Genomic DNA, 20,394 nt, shown 5'->3' with positions numbered 1-20,394 from the left:
GATCAACTGGCGGGCGCCATGGGTAAAACTGCTCTACAGCTCGGTGACCGAGCCGCCGGCGGCCGTGATCTTCTCCTTGGCCGACGCGCTGAACGCGTGCGCCGACACCTGAAGCGCCACCCCACCAAGATCCCCGGTGCCGAGGACCTTCACCGGCTGCCCCTTGCGGACCGCGCCGGCCTCGACCAGTTCGGTCGGGCCGATCTGGCCACCGTTGGGGAACAGCTCGGCCAGGCGGTCCAGGTTGACGACCTGGAAGACCACCTTGAACTTGTTCTTGAAGCCCTTCAGCTTCGGCAGGCGCATGTGGATGGGCATCTGCCCACCCTCGAACGCCGCCGAGATGTTCTTCCGGGCCTTCGAACCCTTGGTACCGCGACCGGCGGTCTTGCCCTTGGAGCCCTCACCGCGACCCACACGGGTCTTCGCGGTCTTGGCACCAGGCGCTGGACGCAGGTGATGGACCTTGATCGTCATTACTCGACCTCCTCGACCTTCACGAGGTGGTTGACCGTGAAGATCATGCCGCGAATCTCGGGCCGGTCCTCCTTGACCACCACGTCATTGATCCGCTTGAGACCGAGCGAACGCAGCGACTCCCGCTGGTTGCGCTTGGTCCCGATCTCGGAACGGACCTGGGTGACCTTGAGCCGTGCCATCAGGAAGCCACCTCCGCCCGCGAGGCGAGCATGGCCGCCGGCGCGACGTCCTCCACCGGCAGGCCCCGCCGCGCGGCAACGGCTTCCGGGGACTCCAGCCCCTTCAGCGCGGCCACGGTGGCGTGCACGATGTTGATCGGGTTCGACGAGCCGAGGCTCTTCGAGAGCACGTCGTGGATGCCCGCGCACTCCAGCACGGCACGGACCGGACCACCGGCGATGACGCCCGTACCGGCGGAGGCCGGCTTGAGCAGCACCACCCCGGCGGCGTCCTCGCCCGTGACCGGGTGCGGGATCGAGGACCCGATCCGCGGCACCTTGAAGAAGTGCTTCTTGGCCTCCTCGACGCCCTTGGCGATCGCCGCAGGCACCTCCTTGGCCTTTCCGTAGCCCACGCCGACGGAGCCGTCGCCGTCGCCCACGATCACCAGGGCGGTGAAGCTGAAGCGACGACCACCCTTCACGACCTTGGCGACGCGGTTGATCGCGACGACCCGCTCGAGGTGCGGGGTCTTCTCGGCGGGCGCGTTTCCGCGGCCGCCCTCACGGCGGTTGTCGCGGCGACCACCCTCGTTGCCACCGGACCCGCCGCCACGGCGCTGTTGACCTGGCATCAGCAGCCTTCCTTCTCTCTCGTGACGGGGATTGTCAGAACTCGAGCCCGGCTTCGCGGGCGGCGTCGGCGAGCGCGGCGACCCGCCCCGCGTACCGGTTGCCGCCGCGGTCGAAGACGACCTTGGAGATGCCAGCGGCCTTGGCCCGCTCGGCCAGCAGGGTGCCGACCTTGCCAGCCAGGGCGCTCTTGTCGCCCTCCGTACCGCGCACCGAGGCGTCCAGGGTCGAGGCCGACGCCAAGGTGTGACCCTTGGTGTCGTCCACGATCTGGGCGACGATGTGCCGCAGCGAACGGGTGACCACCAGGCGGGGACGCGCGGCGGTGCCGCTGACGTTCTTGCGCACTCGGAAGTGCCGCCGCGCCCGCCCGACGGCACGCTTGGCGGCGACGCCGCGGCGGCGCTTGAGCAGCGTGGCGCTCACTTCTTACCTGCCTTTCCGGCCTTGCGTCGGATGATTTCGCCCTGGTACTTCACGCCCTTGCCCTTGTAGGGCTCCGGCGGGCGAATCTTCCGGATGTTGGCGGCGACCTCACCGACGAGCTGCTTGTCGATGCCGGCCACGTGGAACAGCGTCGGCCGCTCCACCGTGAAGGTGATGCCCTCGGGCGCCGGCACGTGCACCGGGTGCGAGAACCCGAGCGCGAACTCCAGGTCCTTGCCCTTGGCAGTGACCCGGTAACCGGTGCCGGCGATCTCCAGGCTCTTACGGTAGCCCTCGGTGACCCCGACGATCATGTTGGCGACCAGGGTACGGCTCAGGCCGTGCAGCTCCTTGGCCTTGCGCTCGTCGTTCGGGCGGTTGACGCTCAGCTGCCCGTCCTCGGCCCGCTCGATGGTGATCGGCTCGGCCAGGGTGTGCGACAGCTCGCCCTTGGGGCCCTTGACCTTTACGGTCCGGCCGTCGATCGTCACGTCGACTCCGGATGGCACCGGGATCGACTTACGTCCAATACGCGACATTTCTACCTGTCTCCCGTTACCAGACGAAGGCGAGGACTTCCCCGCCAACGCTCCGCTTGCGGGCCTGCCGGTCGGTGAGCAGTCCCTGGGACGTCGAAATGATCGCCACGCCCAGCCCACCGAGCACCCGGGGGAGCCCGTCCGACTTGGCGTACACCCGCAGACCGGGCTTGGAGACGCGCTTGATACCGGCCAGGCTCCGCTCCCGGTTCTGGCCGTACTTCAGCTCGACGACCAGTCGCTTGCCGACGGCACCCTCTTCGGGCTCCTCGACTGCCCAGGTGGCGATGTAACCCTCGGACTTGAGGACCTCGGCGATGTTCGCCTTGATCTTCGAGTACGGCATCGTCACCCGGTCGTGGTACGCCTGGTTGGCGTTACGCAGACGCGTGAGCATGTCTGCGATCGGGTCGGTCATCGTCATGAAAACTCGTCAACCTTTCTCGCCGGGGTTCCCGCGACACGTCGCAGGCCTACGGCGAAGAGACAGTCCAGCTGACGCGCCGCAGCGCGCCGGGCTATTACCAGGAAGCCTTGGACACGCCGGGCAGTTCACCGCGGTGGGCCATCTCCCGGATGCACACCCGGCAGAGCCCGAACTTGCGGTAGACCGCCTTGGGACGCCCGCACCGCTGGCAGCGGGTGTACGCGCGAACCGAGAACTTCGGCTTCGCGGCCGCCTTGAGGATCAGCGCCTTCTTGGCCATCTCAGTTCTCCTTGAACGGGAAGCCCAGGAGCTTCAACAGCGCCCGGCCCTCGTCGTCGGTCGTGGCGGTCGTGACCACCGTGATGTCCATGCCCCGCTGGCGATCGATCTTGTCCTGGTCGATCTCGTGGAACACCGACTGCTCGGTCAGACCGAACGTGTAGTTGCCGTGCCCGTCGAGCTTGCGCCCGTCCAGGCCGCGGAAGTCACGGATACGCGGCAGCGCGATGGACAGCAGCCGGTCCAGGAACTCCCACATCCGGTCGCCGCGCAGGGTCACCTTCGCGCCGATCGGCATGCCTTCCCGCAGCTTGAACTGCGCGATGGACTTCGTCGCCCGCCGGACCTGCGGCTTCTGGCCGGTGATGGTGGCCAGGTCGCGGACCGCACCGTCGATGAGCTTGGCGTCCCGGGCGGCCTCGCCCACACCCATGTTCACGACGATCTTGACCAGCCGTGGCACCTGCATCGGGTTGCCGTACTCGTACTGCTCGCGCAGCTGGGCGATGATCTCGTTGCGGTACCGCTCCTTGAGGCGCGGCATCGTCTTGGTTTCGGTAGCCGTGGTCATCACAGGTCCTTACCGGTGCTACGCGCGATGCGAACCTTCTGGCCGTTCTCGTCGATCCGGTAACCGACGCGGGTCGGCTTGCCGTCGGAGTCCACGACCATCACGTTCGAGACGTGGATCGGGGCCTCCTGGGTGACGATGCCACCGGTCTTGGCGCCACGCTGGGTGGTGCTGATGCGAGTGTGCTTCTTGATCCGGTTCACGCCCTCGACCAGGACCTTGTCCTGCCGCGGGTAGGCCGCGATGACCTTACCCTTGGCACCCTTGTCCTTGCCGGCGATGACGACGACCGTGTCGCCCTTCTTGACCTTCACGGTCACAACACCTCCGGCGCGAGAGAGATGATCTTCATGAACCGCTTGTCCCGCAACTCACGGCCGACCGGGCCGAAGATACGGGTACCGCGCGGGTCCCCGCCGTCCTTGATGATGACGGCGGCGTTCTCGTCGAAGCGGATGTACGAACCGTCCGGCCGCCGCTTCTCCTTGGCGGTGCGGACGACGACAGCCCTGACCACGTCGCCCTTCTTCACACCGGCACCCGGGATCGCGTCCTTGACGGTGGCCACGATGACGTCGCCGATGCTCGCGTAGCGCCGACCGGAGCCACCGAGAACCCGGATGCACAGAATCTCCCGGGCACCCGTGTTGTCAGCGACGCGCAGTCGCGACTCCTGCTGAATCACGTCTATCTCCTATGTCTGCCGGTTCTCCGGCCGCCGGGGCGGCCGGAGCCTGGCGGAACCTGCGCCCGACCGTCTGGGCCGAGCTCGAGCCTTCGCTACTTGGCCTTCTCGAGGATCTCCACGAGCCGCCACCGCTTGGTGGCGGAGAGCGGCCGGGTCTCCATGATCAGGACGCGGTCGCCGATGCCGGCGGAGTTCTGCTCGTCGTGGACCTTGAGCTTGCTGGTCCGGCGCATGATCTTGCCGTACAGCGCGTGCTTGACCCGGTCCTCGACCTCGACCACGACGGTCTTTTCCATCTTGTCGCTGACCACGAGGCCCTCACGGACCTTGCGCCGGCCCCGCGTGGCGGTGGTGGTGTTCTCGCTCATCCTGCAGTCACCTCAGTCGGCGCGGCCGAGAGCCCCAGCTCACGCTCACGCATGATCGTGTAGATCCGGGCAATTTCCCGACGGATGACCTGCAGCCGCCGGTTGTTGTCCAGCTGCCCGGTTGCGGCCTGCACGCGGAGGTTGAACAGCTCCGCCTTGGCCTCGCGCAGCTTCGTGACCAGCTCCTCCTCGGAGAGCTCACGCAGCTCGGAGGCCTTAACGCCCGCTGCCATCAGGATTCACCCACTTCGCGCGTAACAATGCGGCACTTCATCGGGAGCTTGTGGATCGCGCGACGCATCGCCTCTCGCGCGATCTGCTCGTTCGGGAAGGACATCTCGAAGAGAACCCGCCCGGGCTTGACGTTCGCGACCCACCACTCGGGCGAGCCCTTACCGGAACCCATCCGGGTTTCCGCCGGCTTCTTGGTGAGGGCCTGGTCCGGGAAGATGGTGATCCAGACCTTGCCGCCACGCTTGATGTGGCGGGTCATCGCGATACGCGCCGACTCGATCTGCCGGTTGGTCACGTACGCCGGTTCCAGAGCCTGGATCCCGAACTCGCCGAACACCACCCGGTTGCCGCCCTTGGACGCGCCGCTGCGGTCCGGGTGGTGCGGCTTGCGGAAGCCCTTCGGGGGCTTGCGCGGCATCAGCATCTGTCAGCCCTCCTGCTGCGTTTCTGCCGGAGCCGAAGCGGCAGCCGCGACAGCAGCGCTGTCCACCGGCTCGCCACTCGGCGTCTCGGCCTGCTGCGCGACGGTCGTCGCGGCAGCCCGGCCGGCCTCGGTGCCACCGGAGGTCGTGCCGGACGAACCCGACCGACCGCGGCGCGGCCGCTCGGGCCGGTCACCGCGCTCCCGGCGCGGGCGCGACGGCGCCTCGGTCGGAGTCTCCCGACCCGGCACCGCGTCACCCTTGTAGATCCAGACCTTCACGCCGATGCGGCCGAAGGTGGTACGGGCCTCGAAGAAGCCGTACTCGATGTTGGCCCGCAGCGTGTGCAGCGGAACCCGACCCTCGCGGTAGAACTCCGTGCGGCTCATCTCGGCGCCGCCGAGGCGACCCGAGACCTGCACCCGGATGCCCTTGCACATCGGGTTCTTCATCGCCGACTGCATCGCCTTACGCATCGCGCGGCGGAAGCTGACCCGGCTGGAGAGCTGCTCGGCAACGCCCTGGGCGACCAGCTGCGCGTCCGACTCGGGGTTCTTCACCTCGATGATGTTCAGCTGCACCTGCTTGCCGGTGAGCTTCTCCAGCTCGCCGCGGATCCGGTCGGCCTCCGCGCCCTTACGGCCGATGACGATGCCCGGCCGTGCGGTGTGGATGTCGACGCGGACCCGGTCGCGGGTGCGCTCGATGTCGACCTTGGAGATGCCGGCGCGCTCCAGCCCCTTGGACATCATCCGGCGGATCTTGACATCCTCACCGATGTAGTCCTTGTAGAGCTTGTCCGCGAACCAGCGGGACTTCCAGTCGGTCGAGATGCCGAGCCGGAACCCGTGCGGGTGAACCTTCTGACCCATTACTCGGCGCCCTCCGTGTTGCTCTGCGTCTCGGCCGGCGCGGTCTGCTTCGCCGGAGCCGCCTTGTTCGCCGACTTCCTCGGCGCGGCCGGCGCGACCGCCTCGACCGCCACGGTGATGTGGCAGGTGCGCTTACGGATCCGGTACGCCCGGCCCTGCGCCCGTGGCTGGAACCGCTTCATCGTCGGGCCCTCGTCCACGAACGCCTCGCTGACGAGCAGCGCGTCGGGGTCCAGCCGCTCGTTGTTCTCCGCGTTGGCGATCGCGCTCGCGAGCACCTTGTACACCTGCTCGCTCGCAGCCTGCGGCGCGAACTGCAGCACCGTGAGCGCCTCCTTCGCGGGCAGGCCGCGGACGAGGTTGACCACCCGGCGCGCCTTCATCGGCGAGATGCGCACGTACCGCGCAACCGCCCGCGCGCCCGGAAGCACCGGAGCGTCGCCCTTTCCTGGCATCGCTGTAACCCCTTGATCCTCTATCCGTATGCCCGCGGCGTCAGCGCCGGCGGCTCTTCCGGTCGTCCTTTTCGTGACCCTTGAACGTGCGGGTCAGCGCGAACTCGCCGAGCTTGTGCCCGACCATCGCCTCGGTCACGAACACCGGGACGTGCTTACGTCCGTCGTGCACGGCGATCGTGTGCCCCAGCATCTCCGGGATGATCGTCGAGCGCCGCGACCAGGTCTTGATGACGTTCTTCGAGCCCTTCTCGTTCTGCGTCTCCACCTTCTTGAGCAGGTGGTCGTCGATGAACGGGCCCTTCTTCAGGCTGCGAGGCATGTCTTATCTCCCTCAGCCGCGCTTACGCGTGGCGTAGCGGCGGCGGACGATCAGCCGGTCACTCGGCTGGCCCTTACGACGGGTGCGGCCCTCGGGCTTACCCTGCGGGTTGACCGGGTGGCGACCACCGGAGGTCTTGCCCTCACCACCACCGTGCGGGTGGTCGACCGGGTTCATGGCGACACCACGGACGGTCGGGCGCTTGCCCTTCCAGCGCATCCGGCCGGCCTTACCCCAGTTGATGTTCGACTGGTCGGCGTTACCGATCTCACCGACGCTGGCGCGGCAGCGCACGTCCACCCGCCGGATCTCACCGGACGGCATCCGCAGGGTCGCGTACGCGCCCTCGCGGCCGAGCAGCTGGATGCCGACGCCGGCCGAGCGGGCCAGCTTGGCACCGCCACCCGGACGCAGCTCCACGTTGTGGATCGTGGTACCGACCGGGATGTTGCGCAACGGCAGGTTGTTGCCCGGCTTGATGTCGGCACTCGGGCCCGACTCGACCGCGTCGCCCTGCTTCAGGTCCTTCGGCGCGATGATGTAACGCTTCTCGCCGTCGGCGTAGTGCAGCAGCGCGATCCGCGCGGTGCGGTTCGGGTCGTACTCGATGTGCGCGACCTTGGCCGGCACGCCGTCCTTGTCGACCCGCTTGAAGTCGATGATCCGGTACTGGCGCTTGTGGCCACCGCCCTGGTGCCGGGCGGTGATCCGGCCGTGCACGTTCCGGCCGCCCTTCTTGGGCAGCGGCGCCAGCAGCGACTTCTCGGGCGTCGACCGGGTGATCTCGGCGAAGTCGGCGACGCTCGAGCCACGCCGGCCCGGCGTCGTCGGCTTGTACTTACGAATAGCCATTGTCTACACCCCTCAGCTGACCGGGCCGCCGAAGGCCTCGATGCGGTCGCCCTCAGCCAGCTTCACCATCGCCCGCTTGGTGTCCTTGCGCTTGCCGAACCCGGTACGGGTCCGCTTGCGCTTGCCCTCGCGGTTGAGCGTGTTGACCGTCAGGACACGGACGTTGAAGATCTGCTCGATAGCGATCTTGATCGCCGTCTTGTTCGCGTCCGGGTGCACCAGGAAGGTGTACCAGTTGCGGTTCAGCTCGCTGTAGCTCTTCTCCGAGACGACCGGCGCGACGATGATGTCGCGCGGATCGGCGATCGTGCTCACTTGCCACCCTCCTCGGTGGTCTCGGCCGGTACGCCCAGGAACTCGTCCAGGGCCTCCTTGGTGAAGACCACATCGTCGGCCACCAGCACGTCGTACGTGTTGAGCTGGCCGGCCTCGATCAGGTGCACCCGCTGCTCGTTGCGCAGCGACACCCAGTTCAGCTCGTCGGTGCTGCTCAGCACGACCAGCACCCGCCGGGCGGTGGTCAGCTTGGCGAGCGCGGCCAGGGCGGCCTTGGTCGACGGCTTCTCGCCCGAGACGAACGCCTCGACGACGTGCACCTGCCCGGCGCGCGCCCGGTCCGACAGGGCGCCACGCAGCGCGGCGGCCTTCATCTTCTTCGGGGTGCGCTGGCTGTAGTCACGCGGCACCGGACCGTGGACCACGCCACCGCCGGCGAACTGCGGCGCGCGGATCGAGCCCTGCCGGGCACGACCGGTGCCCTTCTGCTTGTACGGCTTCTTGCCGCCGCCAGCGACCTCGCCCCGGGTCTTGGTCTTGTGGGTGCCCTGCCGGGCGGCAGCGAGCTGCGCCACGACGACCTGGTGCATCAGCGCGATGTTGGCCTGCGCGTCGAAGATGTCGGCGGGCAGCTCGACCGAGCCGGTCTTGGTGCCCTCAGAGTTGAGGACGTCAACGGTGGTCACTTGCCCACACCGCCCTTCTTCGCCTTGGCCTTGGCCGCGGTACGGACCAGGACCAGCGCGCCCTTGGGGCCGGGAATGGCGCCACGGACGAGCAGGAGATTGTTCTCGGTGTCGACCGCCTGGACGGTCAGGTTCTGCACGGTGTAGCGCACGCCACCCATGCGGCCGGCCATCCGGGTGCCCTTGAAGACGCGACCCGGGGTGGCGCAGGCGCCGATCGAGCCCGGCGAGCGGTGCTTGCGCTCGACACCGTGGCTGGCGCGCAGACCGTGGAAGCCGTGCCGCTTCATCGGGCCGGCGTAGCCCTTGCCCTTGGTCTTGCCGGTCACGTCGATCGAGACACCGGCCGGGAACTCCTCGACCGTGACCTCCTGGCCGAGCGAGTAGTCCGCAGCGTCGCTGGTGCGCAGCTCGACGATGTGCCGGCGCGGCGCCACGTCGGCCTTGGCGTAATGCCCACGCAGCGGCTTCTTGGCCTTGCGCGGGTCGATCGTCCCGTACGCCAGCTGGACCGCGGAGTAACCGTCCTTGTCGGCGTCACGAACCTGGGTGATGACGCAGGGGCCGGCCTGAACCACGGTCACCGGGACAACACGGTTGTTGTCCCAGACCTGGGTCATGCCGAGCTTCGCGCCCAGGATCCCCTTAACTTGCCTGTCCATGTGTCCGGTCCCTACAGCTTGATCTCGATGTCGACGCCAGCCGGCAGGTCGAGGCGCATGAGCGAGTCGACCGTCTTCGGGGTCGGGTCGATGATGTCGATCAGTCGCTTGTGCGTACGCATCTCGAAGTGCTCGCGCGAGTCCTTGTACTTGTGCGGCGAGCGGATGACGCAGAAACGGTTGATCTCCGTGGGCAGCGGCACCGGGCCCGCGACCTGCGCCCCGGTACGCGTCACCGTCTCGACGATCTTCCGAGCCGAGGAGTCGACGACCTCGTGGTCATAGGCCTTGAGCCGGATGCGGATCTTCTGTCCCGCCATGGTGGCTTCTGTTCCTTCTCTCGATGCCGCTGTGTTGCGGGTGTCTGTACCGGCTGGCACAGGCCCTCTTCGCCCACCCCCGCGGTCGGGCGTGTCGCGCCCTGGGGCCAGGCTCCGCCCCGGGCTACCGGAGCGATCCTGACCGCGGTGGGTCCAGGCGCCGATCGCACTGAGGCGACCTGAACGCCGCGCGAGGGTGGTTGACGGACGGGCCGCCAACCACCCCACGCCCGACTGCTCTGCCTACCCGGAGGTTCAGCGAAAGCCGAACACGGGCGGCGAACTGTCGTTACGCAACCTGACTAGTATGCCGCACGACCGGCGGCGGGTCTAATCGGGGTTACCCAGCTCACTTGATGATCTTGGTGACGCGACCAGCGCCAACCGTACGGCCACCCTCCCGGATCGCGAACTTGAGGTTGTCCTCCATCGCGATGGGCTGGATCAGCTTCACGGTCATCGTGGTGTTGTCGCCCGGCATGACCATCTCGGTGCCCTCGGGGAGGGTGACGACACCGGTGACGTCCGTGGTCCGGAAGTAGAACTGCGGACGGTAGTTCTGGAAGAACGGGGTGTGCCGGCCGCCCTCCTCCTTGGAGAGGATGTAGACCGTCGCCTCGAACTCGGTGTGCGGGGTGCTGGTGCCCGGCTTGACGACCACCATGCCGCGCTCGACGTCCTCGCGCTTGATGCCGCGCAGCAGCAGACCGACGTTCTCACCCGCACGGGCCTCGTCGAGCAGCTTGCGGAACATCTCGATGCCGGTGCAGACCGTCTTCTGCGACTTCTCGCGGATACCGACGATCTCCACCTCCTCGTTCGGCTTGAGCACGCCGCGCTCGGCGCGACCGGTGACGACGGTGCCACGACCGGTGATCGTGAACACGTCCTCGATCGGCATCAGGAACGGCTTCTCGGTCTCGCGCTCCGGCTGCGGAATCGCGGTGTCGACCGCGTTCATCAGCTCCATGAGTCGGCCGGTCCACTCCGGGTCGCCCTCGAGGGCCTTGAGCGCCGAGACGCGAACGACCGGCAGGTCGTCGCCCGGGTACTCCTGGGCCGAGAGCAGCTCACGGACCTCGAGCTCGACGAGCTCCAGCAGCTCCTCGTCGTCGACCATGTCGCTCTTGTTCAGCGCCACGACGATGTACGGCACGCCGACCTGGCGGGCCAGCAGCACGTGCTCGCGGGTCTGCGGCATCGGGCCGTCGGTCGCCGCGACCACCAGGATCGCGCCGTCCATCTGGGCGGCACCGGTGATCATGTTCTTGATGTAGTCGGCGTGACCGGGGCAGTCGACGTGCGCGTAGTGCCGCGCCTCGGTCTGGTACTCGACGTGCGCGATCGAGATCGTGATGCCCCGGGCCTTCTCCTCGGGCGCCTTGTCGATCTCGTCGAACGGCGTGTACGGGTTCAGGTCCGGGTACTGGTCGTGCAGGACCTTGGTGATGGCCGCCGTCAGCGTCGTCTTACCGTGGTCGATGTGACCAATGGTGCCGATGTTGACGTGCGGCTTAGTCCGCTCGAACTTCGCCTTCGCCACTGGTGTCCTCCTGTGGACTTCTTGGTTCGTTCGCCCCGGCGCGCCAGGTCGGCGCTTAGGACTCTGTCGACAGCCTTTCCGGCCTGACGGCCGGAGAGCTTTTGTGGGTTCTGCGGCGATGAAGCCTACAGGCCCGGAATTCACACAATCCGACCGAGGTGGTCGCGGTCGGGGAATGCTCCCGCGACCACCGTCGGATCATCCGATCACGTCAGGTGAGCGTCACTCACCCGTCGCCTTGGCGATGATCTCCTTAGCCACGGAGGACGGAACCTCCGCGTAGGAGTCGAACTGCATGCTGTAGCTAGCCCGGCCCTGGGTCTTCGACCGCAGGTCGCCGACGTAGCCGAACATCTCCGACAACGGCACCAGGGCGCGGACGACACGGGCGCCGCTGCGCTCCTCCATCGCCTGGATGATGCCGCGTCGGGAGTTGAGGTCGCCGATGACGTCACCCATGTTCTCCTCGGGAGTGGTGACCTCAACAGCCATCATCGGCTCGAGCAACGCCGGGTCGGCCTTGCGGGCCGCCTCCTTCATCACCATCGAGCCAGCGATCTTGAATGCCATCTCGGACGAGTCGACCTCGTGGTACTGGCCGTCCAGCAGCGTCAGCTTGACGCCCACCAGGGGGAAGCCGGCGAGGATGCCGTACTGCATGGCGTCCTGCGCACCCGCGTCCACCGACGGGATGAACTCCCGGGGGATGCGGCCACCGGTGACGGCGTTGGCGAACTCGTAGGTCGGCGCGTCGTTCCCGAGCGGCAACGGCTCCAGGCTGATGATCACCCGGGCGTACTGGCCGGAACCACCGGTCTGCTTCTTGTGGGTGTACTCGACCTTCTCCACCGTGCGGCGGATGGTCTCGCGGTACGCCACCTGCGGCTTACCGATGTTCGCCTCGACGTTGAACTCGCGGCGCATCCGGTCCACCAGGATGTCCAGGTGCAGCTCGCCCATGCCGGAGATGACCGTCTGGCCGGTCTGGTCGTCCAGCTTGACGCGGAAGGTCGGGTCCTCCTCGGCCAGCCGCTGGATGGCGGTGCTGAGCTTCTCCTGGTCAGCCTTCGTCTTCGGCTCGATGGCCACCTCGATGACCGGCTCCGGGAAGGTCATCGACTCCAGGATGACCGGGTTCGCCGGGTCGCACAGGGTGTCACCGGTGGTGGTCTGCTTCAGACCCTGCACCGCGATGATGTCGCCAGCCTTGGCGGAGCTGCGCTCCTCCCGCTTGTTGGCGTGCATCTGGTAGATCTTGCCGACCCGCTCCTTGCGGTCCTTGGTGGAGTTGACCACCTGGGACCCGGACTCGACCACGCCGGAGTAGACCCGGACGTAGGTCAGCTTGCCGAGGTGCTTGTCGGTCTGGATCTTGAATGCCAGACCCGAGAAAGGCTCCGAAGTGGAGGGCTTACGCTGCATCGGCGTCTCGCCGTCGGTCGCCGTGCCCTCGATCGCCGGGATGTCCAGCGGCGACGGCAGGTAGTCGATGACGGCGTCGAGCATGGGCTGCACGCCCTTGTTCTTGAACGCCGAGCCGCAGAGCACCGGGTTGGCCTTGCTGGCGATGGTGGCCCGACGGATGGCGGCCTTGACCTCCTCGACGGAGATCTCCTCGCCCTCCAGGTACTTCTCCATCACCGAGTCGTCGACGTCGGCCAGGGTCTCCATCAGCTTCTCGCGCCACTCGGCGGCGGAGGCGGCCAGATCGGCCGGGATCTCCTCGATCGCGTAGTCCTCACCCTTCTGGGTCTCCCCGCGCCAGGTGAGGGCGCGCATCTCGACCAGGTCGACGACGCCGATGTGGTCGCCCTCGAGCCCGATCGGGATCTGGAGCACCAGCGGAGTGGCGTTCAGCCGGTCGATCATCATCTGCACGCAGCGGAAGAAGTCGGCACCGGTCCGGTCGAGCTTGTTGACGAAGCACATCCGCGGGACGTTGTACTTGTCCGCCTGGCGCCAGACGTTCTCCGTCTGCGGCTCCACGCCGGCCACACCGTCGTAGACCGCAACGGCACCGTCCAGGACCCGCAGCGACCGCTCCACCTCGACCGTGAAGTCGACGTGGCCGGGCGTGTCGATGATCTGGATCGTGTGGCCCTTCCACTCGCACTTCGTGGCGGCGGAAGTGATGGTGATACCGCGCTCCTGCTCCTGCTCCATCCAGTCCATGACGGCAGCGCCCTCGTGGACCTCACCGATCTTGTACGTGATACCGGTGTAGAACAGGATTCGCTCGGTGGTGGTGGTCTTACCGGCATCGATGTGGGCCATGATGCCGATGTTGCGTACGTTGGCGAGCGCGTCTGCGGCGGCCACTTCAATCCCTACTTATCGTCGTCTCGACACAACTGGTGGCGGTCCCGGCACCGGATGGCGCCGGGACCAGGGTGTTACCAGCGGTAGTGCGCGAAGGCCTTGTTGGACTCGGCCATCTTGTGCGTGTCCTCGCGCCGCTTGACGGCGGCACCGAGGCCGTTGCTCGCGTCCAGCAGCTCGTTCATCAGCCGCTCGATCATGGTCTTCTCACGCCGAGCGCGGGCGTAGGTCACCAGCCAACGCAGGCCCAGCGTGGTGGCTCGGGCCGGCCGGACCTCGACCGGAACCTGGTAGGTCGCGCCACCGACACGGCGGCTGCGCACCTCAAGGGTCGGCTTGACGTTGTCCATGGCGCGCTTGAGGGTGACGACCGGATCGGTACCGGACTTCTCCCGGCAGCCCTCCAGGGCGGCGTACACGACGCGCTCGGCGAGCTGACGCTTGCCGCGCAGCAGGATCTTGTTCACCAGCTGCGTGACCAGCGGCGAGTTGTACACCGGGTCAGCGACCAGCGGTCGCCGCGGAGCAGGTCCCTTACGCGGCATGTCAGCTCTTCTCCTTCTTCGCGCCGTAACGGCTGCGCGCCTGCTTGCGGTTACGGACACCCTGGGTGTCCAGCGAACCGCGAACGATCTTGTAACGCACACCGGGGAGGTCCTTCACCCGGCCACCACGCACGAGCACGATCGAGTGCTCCTGCAGGTTGTGCCCGACACCCGGGATGTAGGCGGTCACCTCGACCTGGCTGCTGAGCTTGACACGAGCGACCTTGCGCAGCGCCGAGTTCGGCTTCTTCGGGGTGGTGGTGTACACCCGGGTGCACACACCCCGCCGCTGCGGGGATCCCTTGAGCGCCGGGGTCTTGGTCTTGGTCGTCTTCGCCTGACGGCCCTTTCGGACCAACTGCTGAATGGTGGGCACCGGGTTTCTCCGCTCCCTTCGGCCGCTTCTCGCGACCGCGCCGTCTGCCGTAGCCGATCTCGTGATCGGCTCTCCTACATTCCGGCCAGGGCCACCTCGCGGAGGTCCCGGCACCCGCGGTCGGGCGTGTCGCCAAACTCACGGTTCCCGTCCGGCGCTTGCGCGCAGACCCGGGGTTTGTCACCGGCACACGGATGGCCGCAGGCCGGATCTTCTGACTCAGACGTGGTGCCGTCCGGATATCGGAAAACCGACTCCAACGCACGCACGAGTTGCCCGGGCGGGCCCGGGCACAAGGGGAAAGAGTACCTACCACAGCCGCGCAGGTCAAAACGGAAGACCTGCCGGACGTCGCATCGCTTGCCGGCTGGTCTCTGTCGCACCGCCCGCCCGTGATGGGCACCTACGGACACGAGTGTACCGGCTCTGCCGGAAACCGGCCCGCGAGCCCCCAGGCTGGCCCCGAACCGGTCAAGCGATCGACTGGGCCCGGTGGCGCAGGCCTCGGGAGGCGCAGGCCAGCCGGTGGCCGGCAAGGCCCTAGGCCAGGGCCAGCAGCACCGCCAGCCCCACGCCCACCAGGCAGAGCAGCAGGCCGGTCCCACCACAGCTGATTCCCGCGATGGCCAGGCCTCGCCCGGTGAAGCGGACCGCGGGCGGCGGCGCCGGACGGCGGATCTGCCGCAGGCCGAGTAGGCCGGTGACCACGGCGCCCACCCCGGTGAGGCCACCCAGCGCGGCGAAGGCGCCCGCCGCCCAGGCTCCGTTCGCCCCTCCCCCGATGGCGCCGACGCAGATGACCAGGATCGAGACCAGGATCGAGGTGATACCGGCCACCAGCGAGCCGACCGCCAGGCCCGAGGCGACCGGGGGCACGTCGAGGTGCACCACCGCGAACGGCGTACCGGGCACCGGCTCGACCCGCTTCGGCGGTCGGGGAGGATCCTGCGGCGGTGGTGGCGGGGGCTGCCCCCAGCCTGAGCCGCCGCCGGTCCAACCCGGCGCAGCCGGCGCCCCCGGCACCGTCCCGTAGGCAGGCGGACCGGCGGCCGGTGATCCGAGAGTCGCAGGAGCGGGCGGTGCCGAGCCAGGCGGCGGACCGTAAGCCGGCGAGCCAGGCGGCGACCCGTAAGCCGGCGAGCCGGGCGGACCGTAACCCGGCGAACCAGGCGGCGGACCGTAACCCGACGAGCCAGGCGGCGGACCGGCGGGCAGCCGCCCGAGAGCTGGCGGTCCGGACGGCGGGTGGACGGGCGTCGCGCCGGTTGCCGGCGGGGAGGTCGGCGGGACGGTCTGCTCCGGTTCGGGCTGTTCGGGCCCGGGCCGGGCCCATCCCGTCTGATCGGCATCGGGGCGCCCGACGGTGGGCTGAGCGGCTTCGCCGCCCTCGGGGCGCACCGGTTCCGTCACGGGATCCTCCTTGTCGGGCAGCGTCCACGCACCGCGCGACGGACACCGGTCAGGCTACCGTCGGCAGTCAGCCCCTCGATGCCGGGCGCGAGGACGTACCGGTCGCGCCGGTCAGTCGACCTCGGGCGCGAAGTCCTGCCCGTAGGGCGACTCGGCGAGCCGGATCACCCCGATCACCAGCGCCACCACCAGGCTGACCGCGACCAGCACCAGGCCCGTCCAGGCCAGCCGCTCGCCACGACGCAGCCAGGCCGCACCGGTCAGGAAACCCGCCGAGGCGTACGCCTCCCGACGCGCCTGCCGGGCCAGGTACAGGGCCACCGTGGCCGGTACCACGCCCCCGATCAGCAGTCCGGTCAGTGCGGCCATCAGGCCGAGGGCGAAGACCGCCCGGGCCTTGGTCGCCCGGACCGGATCCGGGTCGAGCGGGTGACGCGGTGCCGATGCGGCGGACACCGGTCCGGGTGCGATCGTCATGACCACATGATGCCCCCGTCGACGAATGTCCGCGCCGCACCCGCAAGCACGGCGCAGACCCGCGGCACGGAAATGTGTTCCCCGCCGCGCTTGCGGACGACCCTCGACACGAAGAGGCCCCGGCGTGTGCACGCCGGGGCCTCTCACGTCACCGCACGGTCTAGCGGTACGACCCGAAGTCGAAGTCGTCCAGCGGGACCGCCTGGCCACTGGCCGGCCCGAAGCCGTAGTCGGTCTCCGGGTAGCCGGTCATCGAGTAGACCTTGGCCTTCGCCTCCTCGGTCGGCTCGACCCGGACGTTGCGGTACTTGCTGATGCCGGTACCCGCCGGGATGAGCTTACCGATGATCACGTTCTCCTTGAGACCGATCAGCGAGTCGCTGCGGGCGTGGATCGCCGCGTCGGTCAGCACCCGGGTGGTCTCCTGGAAGGAGGCCGCCGAGAGCCAGGAGTCGGTGGCCAGCGAGGCCTTGGTGATACCCATCAGCACCGGGCGACCGGCGGCGGGCTCGCCACCCTCGCCGACGAGCCGGCGGTTCTCCGACTCGAACAACGCCCGGTCGACGAGCACACCCGGCAGGAACTCGGTCGAGCCGGAGTCGATGACCGTCACCCGCTTGAGCATCTGGCGGATGATGATCTCGATGTGCTTGTCGTGGATGAGCACACCCTGGGAGCGGTAGACCTCCTGGACCTCCTGGGTCAGGTGGACCTGGACCGCCCGGGGGCCGAGGATGCGCAGCAGCTCGTGCGGGTCGATGGTGCCCTCGGTGAGCTTCTCGCCGACCTCGACGTGGTCGCCGTCGTGGGCCCGCAGCCGGACCCGCTTCGAGATCTTGTCGTAGACGATCTCGTCGCTGCCGTCGTCCGGGATCACCACGATCTTGCGCGACCGCTCGCCGTCCTCGATCCGGATCCGGCCGGGGGTGTCGGCGATCGGCGCCTTGCCCTTCGGGATCCGGGCCTCGAAGATTTCCTGAACACGCGGCAGACCCTGGGTGATGTCCTCACCCGCGACACCACCCGTGTGGAAGGTACGCATCGTCAGCTGCGTACCCGGCTCACCGATGGACTGGGCGGCGATGATGCCGACCGCCTCACCGACGTCGACGATCTTGCCGGTCGGCAGCGAGCGGCCGTAGCACGCACCGCAGACGCCCAGCTTCGACTCGCAGGTGAGCACGCTGCGTACCCGGACGTTCTCGACCCCGGCGGCGACGATCCGGTCGACCAGGATCGAGTTGATGTCCGCGCCCCGCTCGGCGACAACGGTGCCGTCCGGCCCCTTGATGTCGTCGGCCAGGGTACGGGCGTGCACGCTGGTCTCCGCGTGCTCGTGCACCACTAGCCGGCCGTCGAGCTGCTGACCGACCTGCATCGGGATGGCCCGGTCGGTGCCGCAGTCCTCCTCGCGGATGATGACGTCCTGCGAGACGTCCACCAGACGCCGGGTCAGGTAACCCGAGTCGGCGGTACGCAGAGCGGTGTCCGCGAGACCCTTACGGGCACCGTGCGTGGAGATGAAGTACTCCAGCACGGACAGACCCTCCCGGTAGCTGGCCTTGATCGGCCGCGGGATGATCTCGCCCTTCGGGTTGGCCACCAGACCACGGATCGCCGCGATCTGCCGGAGCTGGAGCAGGTTACCGCGAGCACCCGAGTTGATCATCTTCCACAGCGGGTTCTCCTGCGGCAGCGCGGTGTCCATCTCCTTGGCGACCTCGTTTGTCGCCTTGGTCCAGATCTCGATGAGCTCGCCGCGACGCTCCTCGGCGGTCATCAGACCACGCTGGTACTGCTTGTCGATCCGGTCGGCTTCCTTCTCGTACCGCTCCAGGATCTCCCGCTTGCGCGGCGGAGCGATGACGTCCTCCATGCCGATGGTCACACCGGACCAGGTGGCCCAGTGGAAACCGGCCTCCTTGAGCCCGTCGAGGGTGGCCGCCAGGGCAACCTTCGGGAACCGCTCGGCGAGGTCGTTGACGATCGCGGAGAGCTGGCCCTTGCGGATCTCGTAGTTCACGAACCGGTAGCCCTGCGGCAGGGTCTCGTTGAACAGCACCCGACCGAGGGTGGTCTCCACCGTCAGCGGCTCGCCCGGAACCCAGCCCTCAGGCGCGGTCCACGGCTGCCCACCGGCACCGTTGTCCACCTCGACCACGTCCCGCAGCCGGATCTTCACCGGCGCCTGCAGGTGCAGCTCGCCGTTGTCGTACGCCATCCGCGCCTCGGCGTCCGAGCTGAACGCCCGACCCTCCCCGCGCTCACCGGCGGTGAGGTGGGTCAGGTGGTAGAGCCCGATGACCATGTCCTGGGTGGGCATGGTGACCGGCTTGCCGTCGGCCGGCTTGAGGATGTTGTTCGACGACAGCATCAGGATCCGCGCCTCGGCCTGGGCCTCGGCGGACAGCGGCACGTGCACCGCCATCTGGTCACCGTCGAAGTCGGCGTTGAACGCGGTGCAGACCAGCGGGTGGATCTGGATGGCCTTGCCCTCGACCAGCTGCGGCTCGAAGGCCTGGATGCCGAGTCGGTGCAGGGTCGGTGCCCGGTTGAGCAGCACCGGGTGCTCGCCGATGACCTCTTCCAGCACGTCCCACACGACCGGCCGCTGCCGCTCGACCATCCGCTTGGCGGACTTGATGTTCTGCGCGTGGTTGAGGTCGACCAGCCGCTTCATCACGAACGGCTTGAACAGCTCCAGCGCCATCTGCTTGGGCAGGCCGCACTGGTGCAGCTTGAGCTTCGGGCCGACCACGATGACCGAACGGCCGGAGTAGTCGACGCGCTTGCCCAGCAGGTTCTGGCGGAACCGGCCCTGCTTGCCCTTGAGCATGTCGGACAGCGACTTGAGCGGACGGTTACCCGGGCCGGTGACCGGCCGGCCGCGGCGGCCGTTGTCGAACAGCGCGTCGACGGCCTCCTGCAGCATCCGCTTCTCGTTGTTGACGATGATCTCGGGTGCGCCGAGGTCGATCAGCCGCTTGAGCCGGTTGTTCCGGTTGATGACCCGCCGGTAGAGGTCGTTCAGGTCGCTGGTGGCGAAACGGCCACCGTCGAGCTGCACCATCGGGCGAAGGTCCGGCGGGATGACCGGTACGCAGTCCAGCACCATGCCGAGCGGTGAGTTGCGGGTGTTCTGGAACGCCGCCACGACCTTCAGTCGCTTGAGCGCCCGGATCTTCCGCTGTCCCTTACCCGTACGGATGGTCTCCCGCAGGTTCTCGGCCTCGGCCTCAAGGTCCATGTTCTGGACCAGAGCCTTGATCGCCTCGGCACCCATGCCACCGGTGAAGTACTCACCGAACCGGTCGCGCAGCTCACGGTAGAGCAGCTCGTCGGTGACCAGCTGCTTCGAGTCGAGCTTGCGGAAGGTGTCCAGCACCTCGTCCAGGCGGTCGATCTCGCGCTGGGCCCGGTCGCGGATCTGGCGCATCTCGCGCTCTCCGCCCTCCTTGACCTTGCGCCGGACGTCCGCCTTCGCGCCCTCGGCCTCCAGCTCGGCCAGGTCGGCCTCGAGCTTGGCCGCCCGCTTCTCGATCTCCGAATCGCGGCTGTTCTCCGACTGCCGCTTCTCGGCCAGGATCTCGTTCTCGATGGTCGAGAGGTCACGGTGACGCGCTTCGGCGTCAACGCTCGTCACGACGTACGAGGCGAAGTAAATGATCTTTTCGAGGTCCTTCGGAGCGAGGTCCAGCAGGTAGCCCAGCCGGCTCGGCACGCCCTTGAAGTACCAGATATGGGTCACCGGGGCAGCCAGCTCGATGTGGCCCATCCGCTCACGGCGGACCTTCGAACGGGTCACCTCGACGCCGCAGCGCTCACAGATGATGCCCTTGAACCGGACCCGCTTGTACTTACCGCAGTAGCACTCCCAGTCCCGCTGCGGACCGAAGATCTTCTCGCAGAAGAGCCCGTCCTTCTCCGGCTTGAGGGTGCGGTAGTTGATCGTCTCGGGCTTCTTGACCTCGCCGTGCGACCACTGACGAATGTCGTCCGCAGTCGCGAGGCCAATGCGCAGCTCGTCGAAGAAGTTGACGTCGAGCACGTTAT

General features: G+C 68.0%; 28 protein-coding genes. All 28 read right to left on the bottom strand.

Going from position 1 to position 20,394, the window contains the following annotated elements; all coding sequences use genetic code 11:
* Nucleotides 1-33 precede the first annotated feature (33 nt).
* Nucleotides 34-477 (bottom strand): 50S ribosomal protein L15, encoded by a 444-nt coding sequence (rplO, locus tag ACFY2A_RS17810; RefSeq protein WP_387172823.1) that lies wholly within the window; start codon nucleotides 475-477, stop codon nucleotides 34-36.
* Nucleotides 477-659, bottom strand: coding sequence for a 50S ribosomal protein L30 (gene rpmD, locus ACFY2A_RS17805; protein WP_018784560.1), 183 nt, complete (start codon nucleotides 657-659; stop codon nucleotides 477-479). The genes rplO and rpmD overlap by 1 nt, the downstream gene beginning before the upstream one ends.
* The gene (gene rpsE / locus ACFY2A_RS17800; RefSeq protein ID WP_203997223.1) at nucleotides 659-1,273 is read right to left on the bottom strand and encodes a 30S ribosomal protein S5; all 615 of its coding nucleotides are present in this window, start codon (nucleotides 1,271-1,273) and stop codon (nucleotides 659-661) included. Before rpsE ends, rpmD begins: the two co-directional genes overlap by 1 nt.
* A 34-nt stretch (nucleotides 1,274-1,307) precedes the next feature.
* Complete coding sequence (gene rplR, locus ACFY2A_RS17795) at nucleotides 1,308-1,697, bottom strand: 50S ribosomal protein L18 (protein ID WP_093403621.1); 390 nt, start codon at nucleotides 1,695-1,697, stop codon at nucleotides 1,308-1,310.
* Nucleotides 1,694-2,236, bottom strand: coding sequence for a 50S ribosomal protein L6 (gene rplF / locus ACFY2A_RS17790; protein WP_363918430.1), 543 nt, complete (start codon nucleotides 2,234-2,236; stop codon nucleotides 1,694-1,696). The genes rplR and rplF overlap by 4 nt, the downstream gene beginning before the upstream one ends.
* A 16-nt stretch (nucleotides 2,237-2,252) precedes the next feature.
* The gene (gene rpsH, locus ACFY2A_RS17785) at nucleotides 2,253-2,660 is read right to left on the bottom strand and encodes a 30S ribosomal protein S8 (protein ID WP_093403619.1); all 408 of its coding nucleotides are present in this window, start codon (nucleotides 2,658-2,660) and stop codon (nucleotides 2,253-2,255) included.
* Between the two features lie 97 nt (nucleotides 2,661-2,757).
* Complete coding sequence (locus ACFY2A_RS17780; RefSeq protein WP_007073023.1) at nucleotides 2,758-2,943, bottom strand: type Z 30S ribosomal protein S14; 186 nt, start codon at nucleotides 2,941-2,943, stop codon at nucleotides 2,758-2,760.
* 1 nt (nucleotide 2,944) lies between these two features.
* On the bottom strand, nucleotides 2,945-3,514 hold the full coding sequence (gene rplE, locus ACFY2A_RS17775; RefSeq protein WP_093403618.1) for a 50S ribosomal protein L5: 570 nt from the start codon (nucleotides 3,512-3,514) through the stop codon (nucleotides 2,945-2,947).
* A complete protein-coding gene (gene rplX, locus ACFY2A_RS17770; protein WP_170863408.1) occupies nucleotides 3,514-3,834 on the bottom strand; it encodes a 50S ribosomal protein L24 in 321 nt (106 codons plus the stop codon). Before rplX ends, rplE begins: the two co-directional genes overlap by 1 nt.
* Nucleotides 3,831-4,199 carry a 50S ribosomal protein L14 gene (rplN, locus tag ACFY2A_RS17765; protein WP_387172819.1) on the bottom strand — a complete coding sequence of 123 codons (369 nt, stop codon included), beginning with the start codon at nucleotides 4,197-4,199 and terminating at the stop codon, nucleotides 3,831-3,833. Before rplN ends, rplX begins: the two co-directional genes overlap by 4 nt.
* A gap of 95 nt (nucleotides 4,200-4,294) precedes the next feature.
* Nucleotides 4,295-4,570: a 30S ribosomal protein S17 gene (gene rpsQ, locus ACFY2A_RS17760; RefSeq protein WP_363918425.1), complete on the bottom strand. Its 276-nt coding sequence runs from the start codon at nucleotides 4,568-4,570 to the stop codon at nucleotides 4,295-4,297.
* Complete coding sequence (gene rpmC / locus ACFY2A_RS17755) at nucleotides 4,567-4,803, bottom strand: 50S ribosomal protein L29 (RefSeq protein WP_076466662.1); 237 nt, start codon at nucleotides 4,801-4,803, stop codon at nucleotides 4,567-4,569. The genes rpsQ and rpmC overlap by 4 nt, the downstream gene beginning before the upstream one ends.
* Nucleotides 4,803-5,228, bottom strand: coding sequence for a 50S ribosomal protein L16 (rplP, locus tag ACFY2A_RS17750; RefSeq protein ID WP_007465292.1), 426 nt, complete (start codon nucleotides 5,226-5,228; stop codon nucleotides 4,803-4,805). The genes rpmC and rplP overlap by 1 nt, the downstream gene beginning before the upstream one ends.
* Nucleotides 5,229-5,231: 3 nt before the next feature.
* Entirely contained in the window at nucleotides 5,232-6,098 is an 867-nt protein-coding gene (gene rpsC / locus ACFY2A_RS17745) for a 30S ribosomal protein S3 (RefSeq protein ID WP_203997238.1), read from the bottom strand.
* On the bottom strand, nucleotides 6,098-6,553 hold the full coding sequence (rplV, locus tag ACFY2A_RS17740; RefSeq protein WP_164447883.1) for a 50S ribosomal protein L22: 456 nt from the start codon (nucleotides 6,551-6,553) through the stop codon (nucleotides 6,098-6,100). Before rplV ends, rpsC begins: the two co-directional genes overlap by 1 nt.
* Before the next feature lie 40 nt (nucleotides 6,554-6,593).
* Complete coding sequence (gene rpsS / locus ACFY2A_RS17735) at nucleotides 6,594-6,875, bottom strand: 30S ribosomal protein S19 (RefSeq protein ID WP_013735950.1); 282 nt, start codon at nucleotides 6,873-6,875, stop codon at nucleotides 6,594-6,596.
* A 12-nt stretch (nucleotides 6,876-6,887) separates the two neighbouring features.
* Nucleotides 6,888-7,727: a 50S ribosomal protein L2 gene (gene rplB, locus ACFY2A_RS17730; RefSeq protein WP_169595904.1), complete on the bottom strand. Its 840-nt coding sequence runs from the start codon at nucleotides 7,725-7,727 to the stop codon at nucleotides 6,888-6,890.
* A gap of 12 nt (nucleotides 7,728-7,739) precedes the next feature.
* The gene (rplW, locus tag ACFY2A_RS17725) at nucleotides 7,740-8,042 is read right to left on the bottom strand and encodes a 50S ribosomal protein L23 (protein WP_093403611.1); all 303 of its coding nucleotides are present in this window, start codon (nucleotides 8,040-8,042) and stop codon (nucleotides 7,740-7,742) included.
* On the bottom strand, nucleotides 8,039-8,689 hold the full coding sequence (rplD, locus tag ACFY2A_RS17720; RefSeq protein ID WP_363918422.1) for a 50S ribosomal protein L4: 651 nt from the start codon (nucleotides 8,687-8,689) through the stop codon (nucleotides 8,039-8,041). The genes rplW and rplD overlap by 4 nt, the downstream gene beginning before the upstream one ends.
* On the bottom strand, nucleotides 8,686-9,351 hold the full coding sequence (gene rplC / locus ACFY2A_RS17715; RefSeq protein WP_093403607.1) for a 50S ribosomal protein L3: 666 nt from the start codon (nucleotides 9,349-9,351) through the stop codon (nucleotides 8,686-8,688). The genes rplD and rplC overlap by 4 nt, the downstream gene beginning before the upstream one ends.
* Before the next feature lie 11 nt (nucleotides 9,352-9,362).
* Entirely contained in the window at nucleotides 9,363-9,671 is a 309-nt protein-coding gene (rpsJ, locus tag ACFY2A_RS17710) for a 30S ribosomal protein S10 (protein ID WP_007073037.1), read from the bottom strand.
* A gap of 349 nt (nucleotides 9,672-10,020) precedes the next feature.
* Nucleotides 10,021-11,214, bottom strand: coding sequence for an elongation factor Tu (gene tuf, locus ACFY2A_RS17705; RefSeq protein WP_137776520.1), 1,194 nt, complete (start codon nucleotides 11,212-11,214; stop codon nucleotides 10,021-10,023).
* A gap of 222 nt (nucleotides 11,215-11,436) precedes the next feature.
* Nucleotides 11,437-13,533, bottom strand: a complete 2,097-nt coding sequence (gene fusA, locus ACFY2A_RS17700) for an elongation factor G (RefSeq protein ID WP_363918419.1) — start codon at nucleotides 13,531-13,533, stop codon at nucleotides 11,437-11,439.
* A gap of 74 nt (nucleotides 13,534-13,607) precedes the next feature.
* Complete coding sequence (rpsG, locus tag ACFY2A_RS17695) at nucleotides 13,608-14,078, bottom strand: 30S ribosomal protein S7 (RefSeq protein ID WP_093403604.1); 471 nt, start codon at nucleotides 14,076-14,078, stop codon at nucleotides 13,608-13,610.
* 1 nt (nucleotide 14,079) lies between these two features.
* Nucleotides 14,080-14,454: a 30S ribosomal protein S12 gene (rpsL, locus tag ACFY2A_RS17690; protein WP_013735958.1), complete on the bottom strand. Its 375-nt coding sequence runs from the start codon at nucleotides 14,452-14,454 to the stop codon at nucleotides 14,080-14,082.
* A gap of 540 nt (nucleotides 14,455-14,994) precedes the next feature.
* Nucleotides 14,995-15,366 carry a hypothetical protein gene (locus ACFY2A_RS17685; RefSeq protein WP_363918417.1) on the bottom strand — a complete coding sequence of 124 codons (372 nt, stop codon included), beginning with the start codon at nucleotides 15,364-15,366 and terminating at the stop codon, nucleotides 14,995-14,997.
* A 609-nt stretch (nucleotides 15,367-15,975) separates the two neighbouring features.
* Nucleotides 15,976-16,341: a hypothetical protein gene (locus ACFY2A_RS17680; protein ID WP_363918415.1), complete on the bottom strand. Its 366-nt coding sequence runs from the start codon at nucleotides 16,339-16,341 to the stop codon at nucleotides 15,976-15,978.
* A gap of 160 nt (nucleotides 16,342-16,501) precedes the next feature.
* Nucleotides 16,502-20,389: a DNA-directed RNA polymerase subunit beta' gene (locus tag ACFY2A_RS17675; RefSeq protein ID WP_387172812.1), complete on the bottom strand. Its 3,888-nt coding sequence runs from the start codon at nucleotides 20,387-20,389 to the stop codon at nucleotides 16,502-16,504.
* Nucleotides 20,390-20,394: the final 5 nt, after the last annotated feature.

Origin of the sequence: Micromonospora sp. NPDC000442 (genome assembly GCF_042898635.1) — a bacterium.
GTDB lineage: Bacteria > Actinomycetota > Actinomycetes > Mycobacteriales > Micromonosporaceae > Micromonospora.
This window is presented reverse-complemented; position numbering and strand designations above follow the sequence as displayed.

Coding starts and splice junctions, on each gene's coding strand:
- rpmC (WP_076466662.1), bottom strand. CDS start 4,803: ATGGCAGCGGGCGTTAAGGCCTCCGAGCTGCGTGAGCTCTCCGAGGAG.
- rplB (WP_169595904.1), bottom strand. CDS start 7,727: ATGGCTATTCGTAAGTACAAGCCGACGACGCCGGGCCGGCGTGGCTCG.
- rplF (WP_363918430.1), bottom strand. CDS start 2,236: ATGTCGCGTATTGGACGTAAGTCGATCCCGGTGCCATCCGGAGTCGAC.
- rpsS (WP_013735950.1), bottom strand. CDS start 6,875: ATGCCTCGCAGCCTGAAGAAGGGCCCGTTCATCGACGACCACCTGCTC.
- rpsG (WP_093403604.1), bottom strand. CDS start 14,078: ATGCCGCGTAAGGGACCTGCTCCGCGGCGACCGCTGGTCGCTGACCCG.
- ACFY2A_RS17680 (WP_363918415.1), bottom strand. CDS start 16,341: ATGACGATCGCACCCGGACCGGTGTCCGCCGCATCGGCACCGCGTCAC.
- rpsE (WP_203997223.1), bottom strand. CDS start 1,273: ATGCCAGGTCAACAGCGCCGTGGCGGCGGGTCCGGTGGCAACGAGGGT.
- rpsH (WP_093403619.1), bottom strand. CDS start 2,660: ATGACGATGACCGACCCGATCGCAGACATGCTCACGCGTCTGCGTAAC.
- rpsC (WP_203997238.1), bottom strand. CDS start 6,098: ATGGGTCAGAAGGTTCACCCGCACGGGTTCCGGCTCGGCATCTCGACC.
- rplV (WP_164447883.1), bottom strand. CDS start 6,553: ATGCCAGGAAAGGGCGACGCTCCGGTGCTTCCGGGCGCGCGGGCGGTT.
- rplE (WP_093403618.1), bottom strand. CDS start 3,514: ATGACCACGGCTACCGAAACCAAGACGATGCCGCGCCTCAAGGAGCGG.
- rpsJ (WP_007073037.1), bottom strand. CDS start 9,671: ATGGCGGGACAGAAGATCCGCATCCGGCTCAAGGCCTATGACCACGAG.
- rpsQ (WP_363918425.1), bottom strand. CDS start 4,570: ATGAGCGAGAACACCACCACCGCCACGCGGGGCCGGCGCAAGGTCCGT.
- rplO (WP_387172823.1), bottom strand. CDS start 477: ATGACGATCAAGGTCCATCACCTGCGTCCAGCGCCTGGTGCCAAGACC.
- rplC (WP_093403607.1), bottom strand. CDS start 9,351: ATGGACAGGCAAGTTAAGGGGATCCTGGGCGCGAAGCTCGGCATGACC.
- ACFY2A_RS17780 (WP_007073023.1), bottom strand. CDS start 2,943: ATGGCCAAGAAGGCGCTGATCCTCAAGGCGGCCGCGAAGCCGAAGTTC.
- rplP (WP_007465292.1), bottom strand. CDS start 5,228: ATGCTGATGCCGCGCAAGCCCCCGAAGGGCTTCCGCAAGCCGCACCAC.
- rpmD (WP_018784560.1), bottom strand. CDS start 659: ATGGCACGGCTCAAGGTCACCCAGGTCCGTTCCGAGATCGGGACCAAG.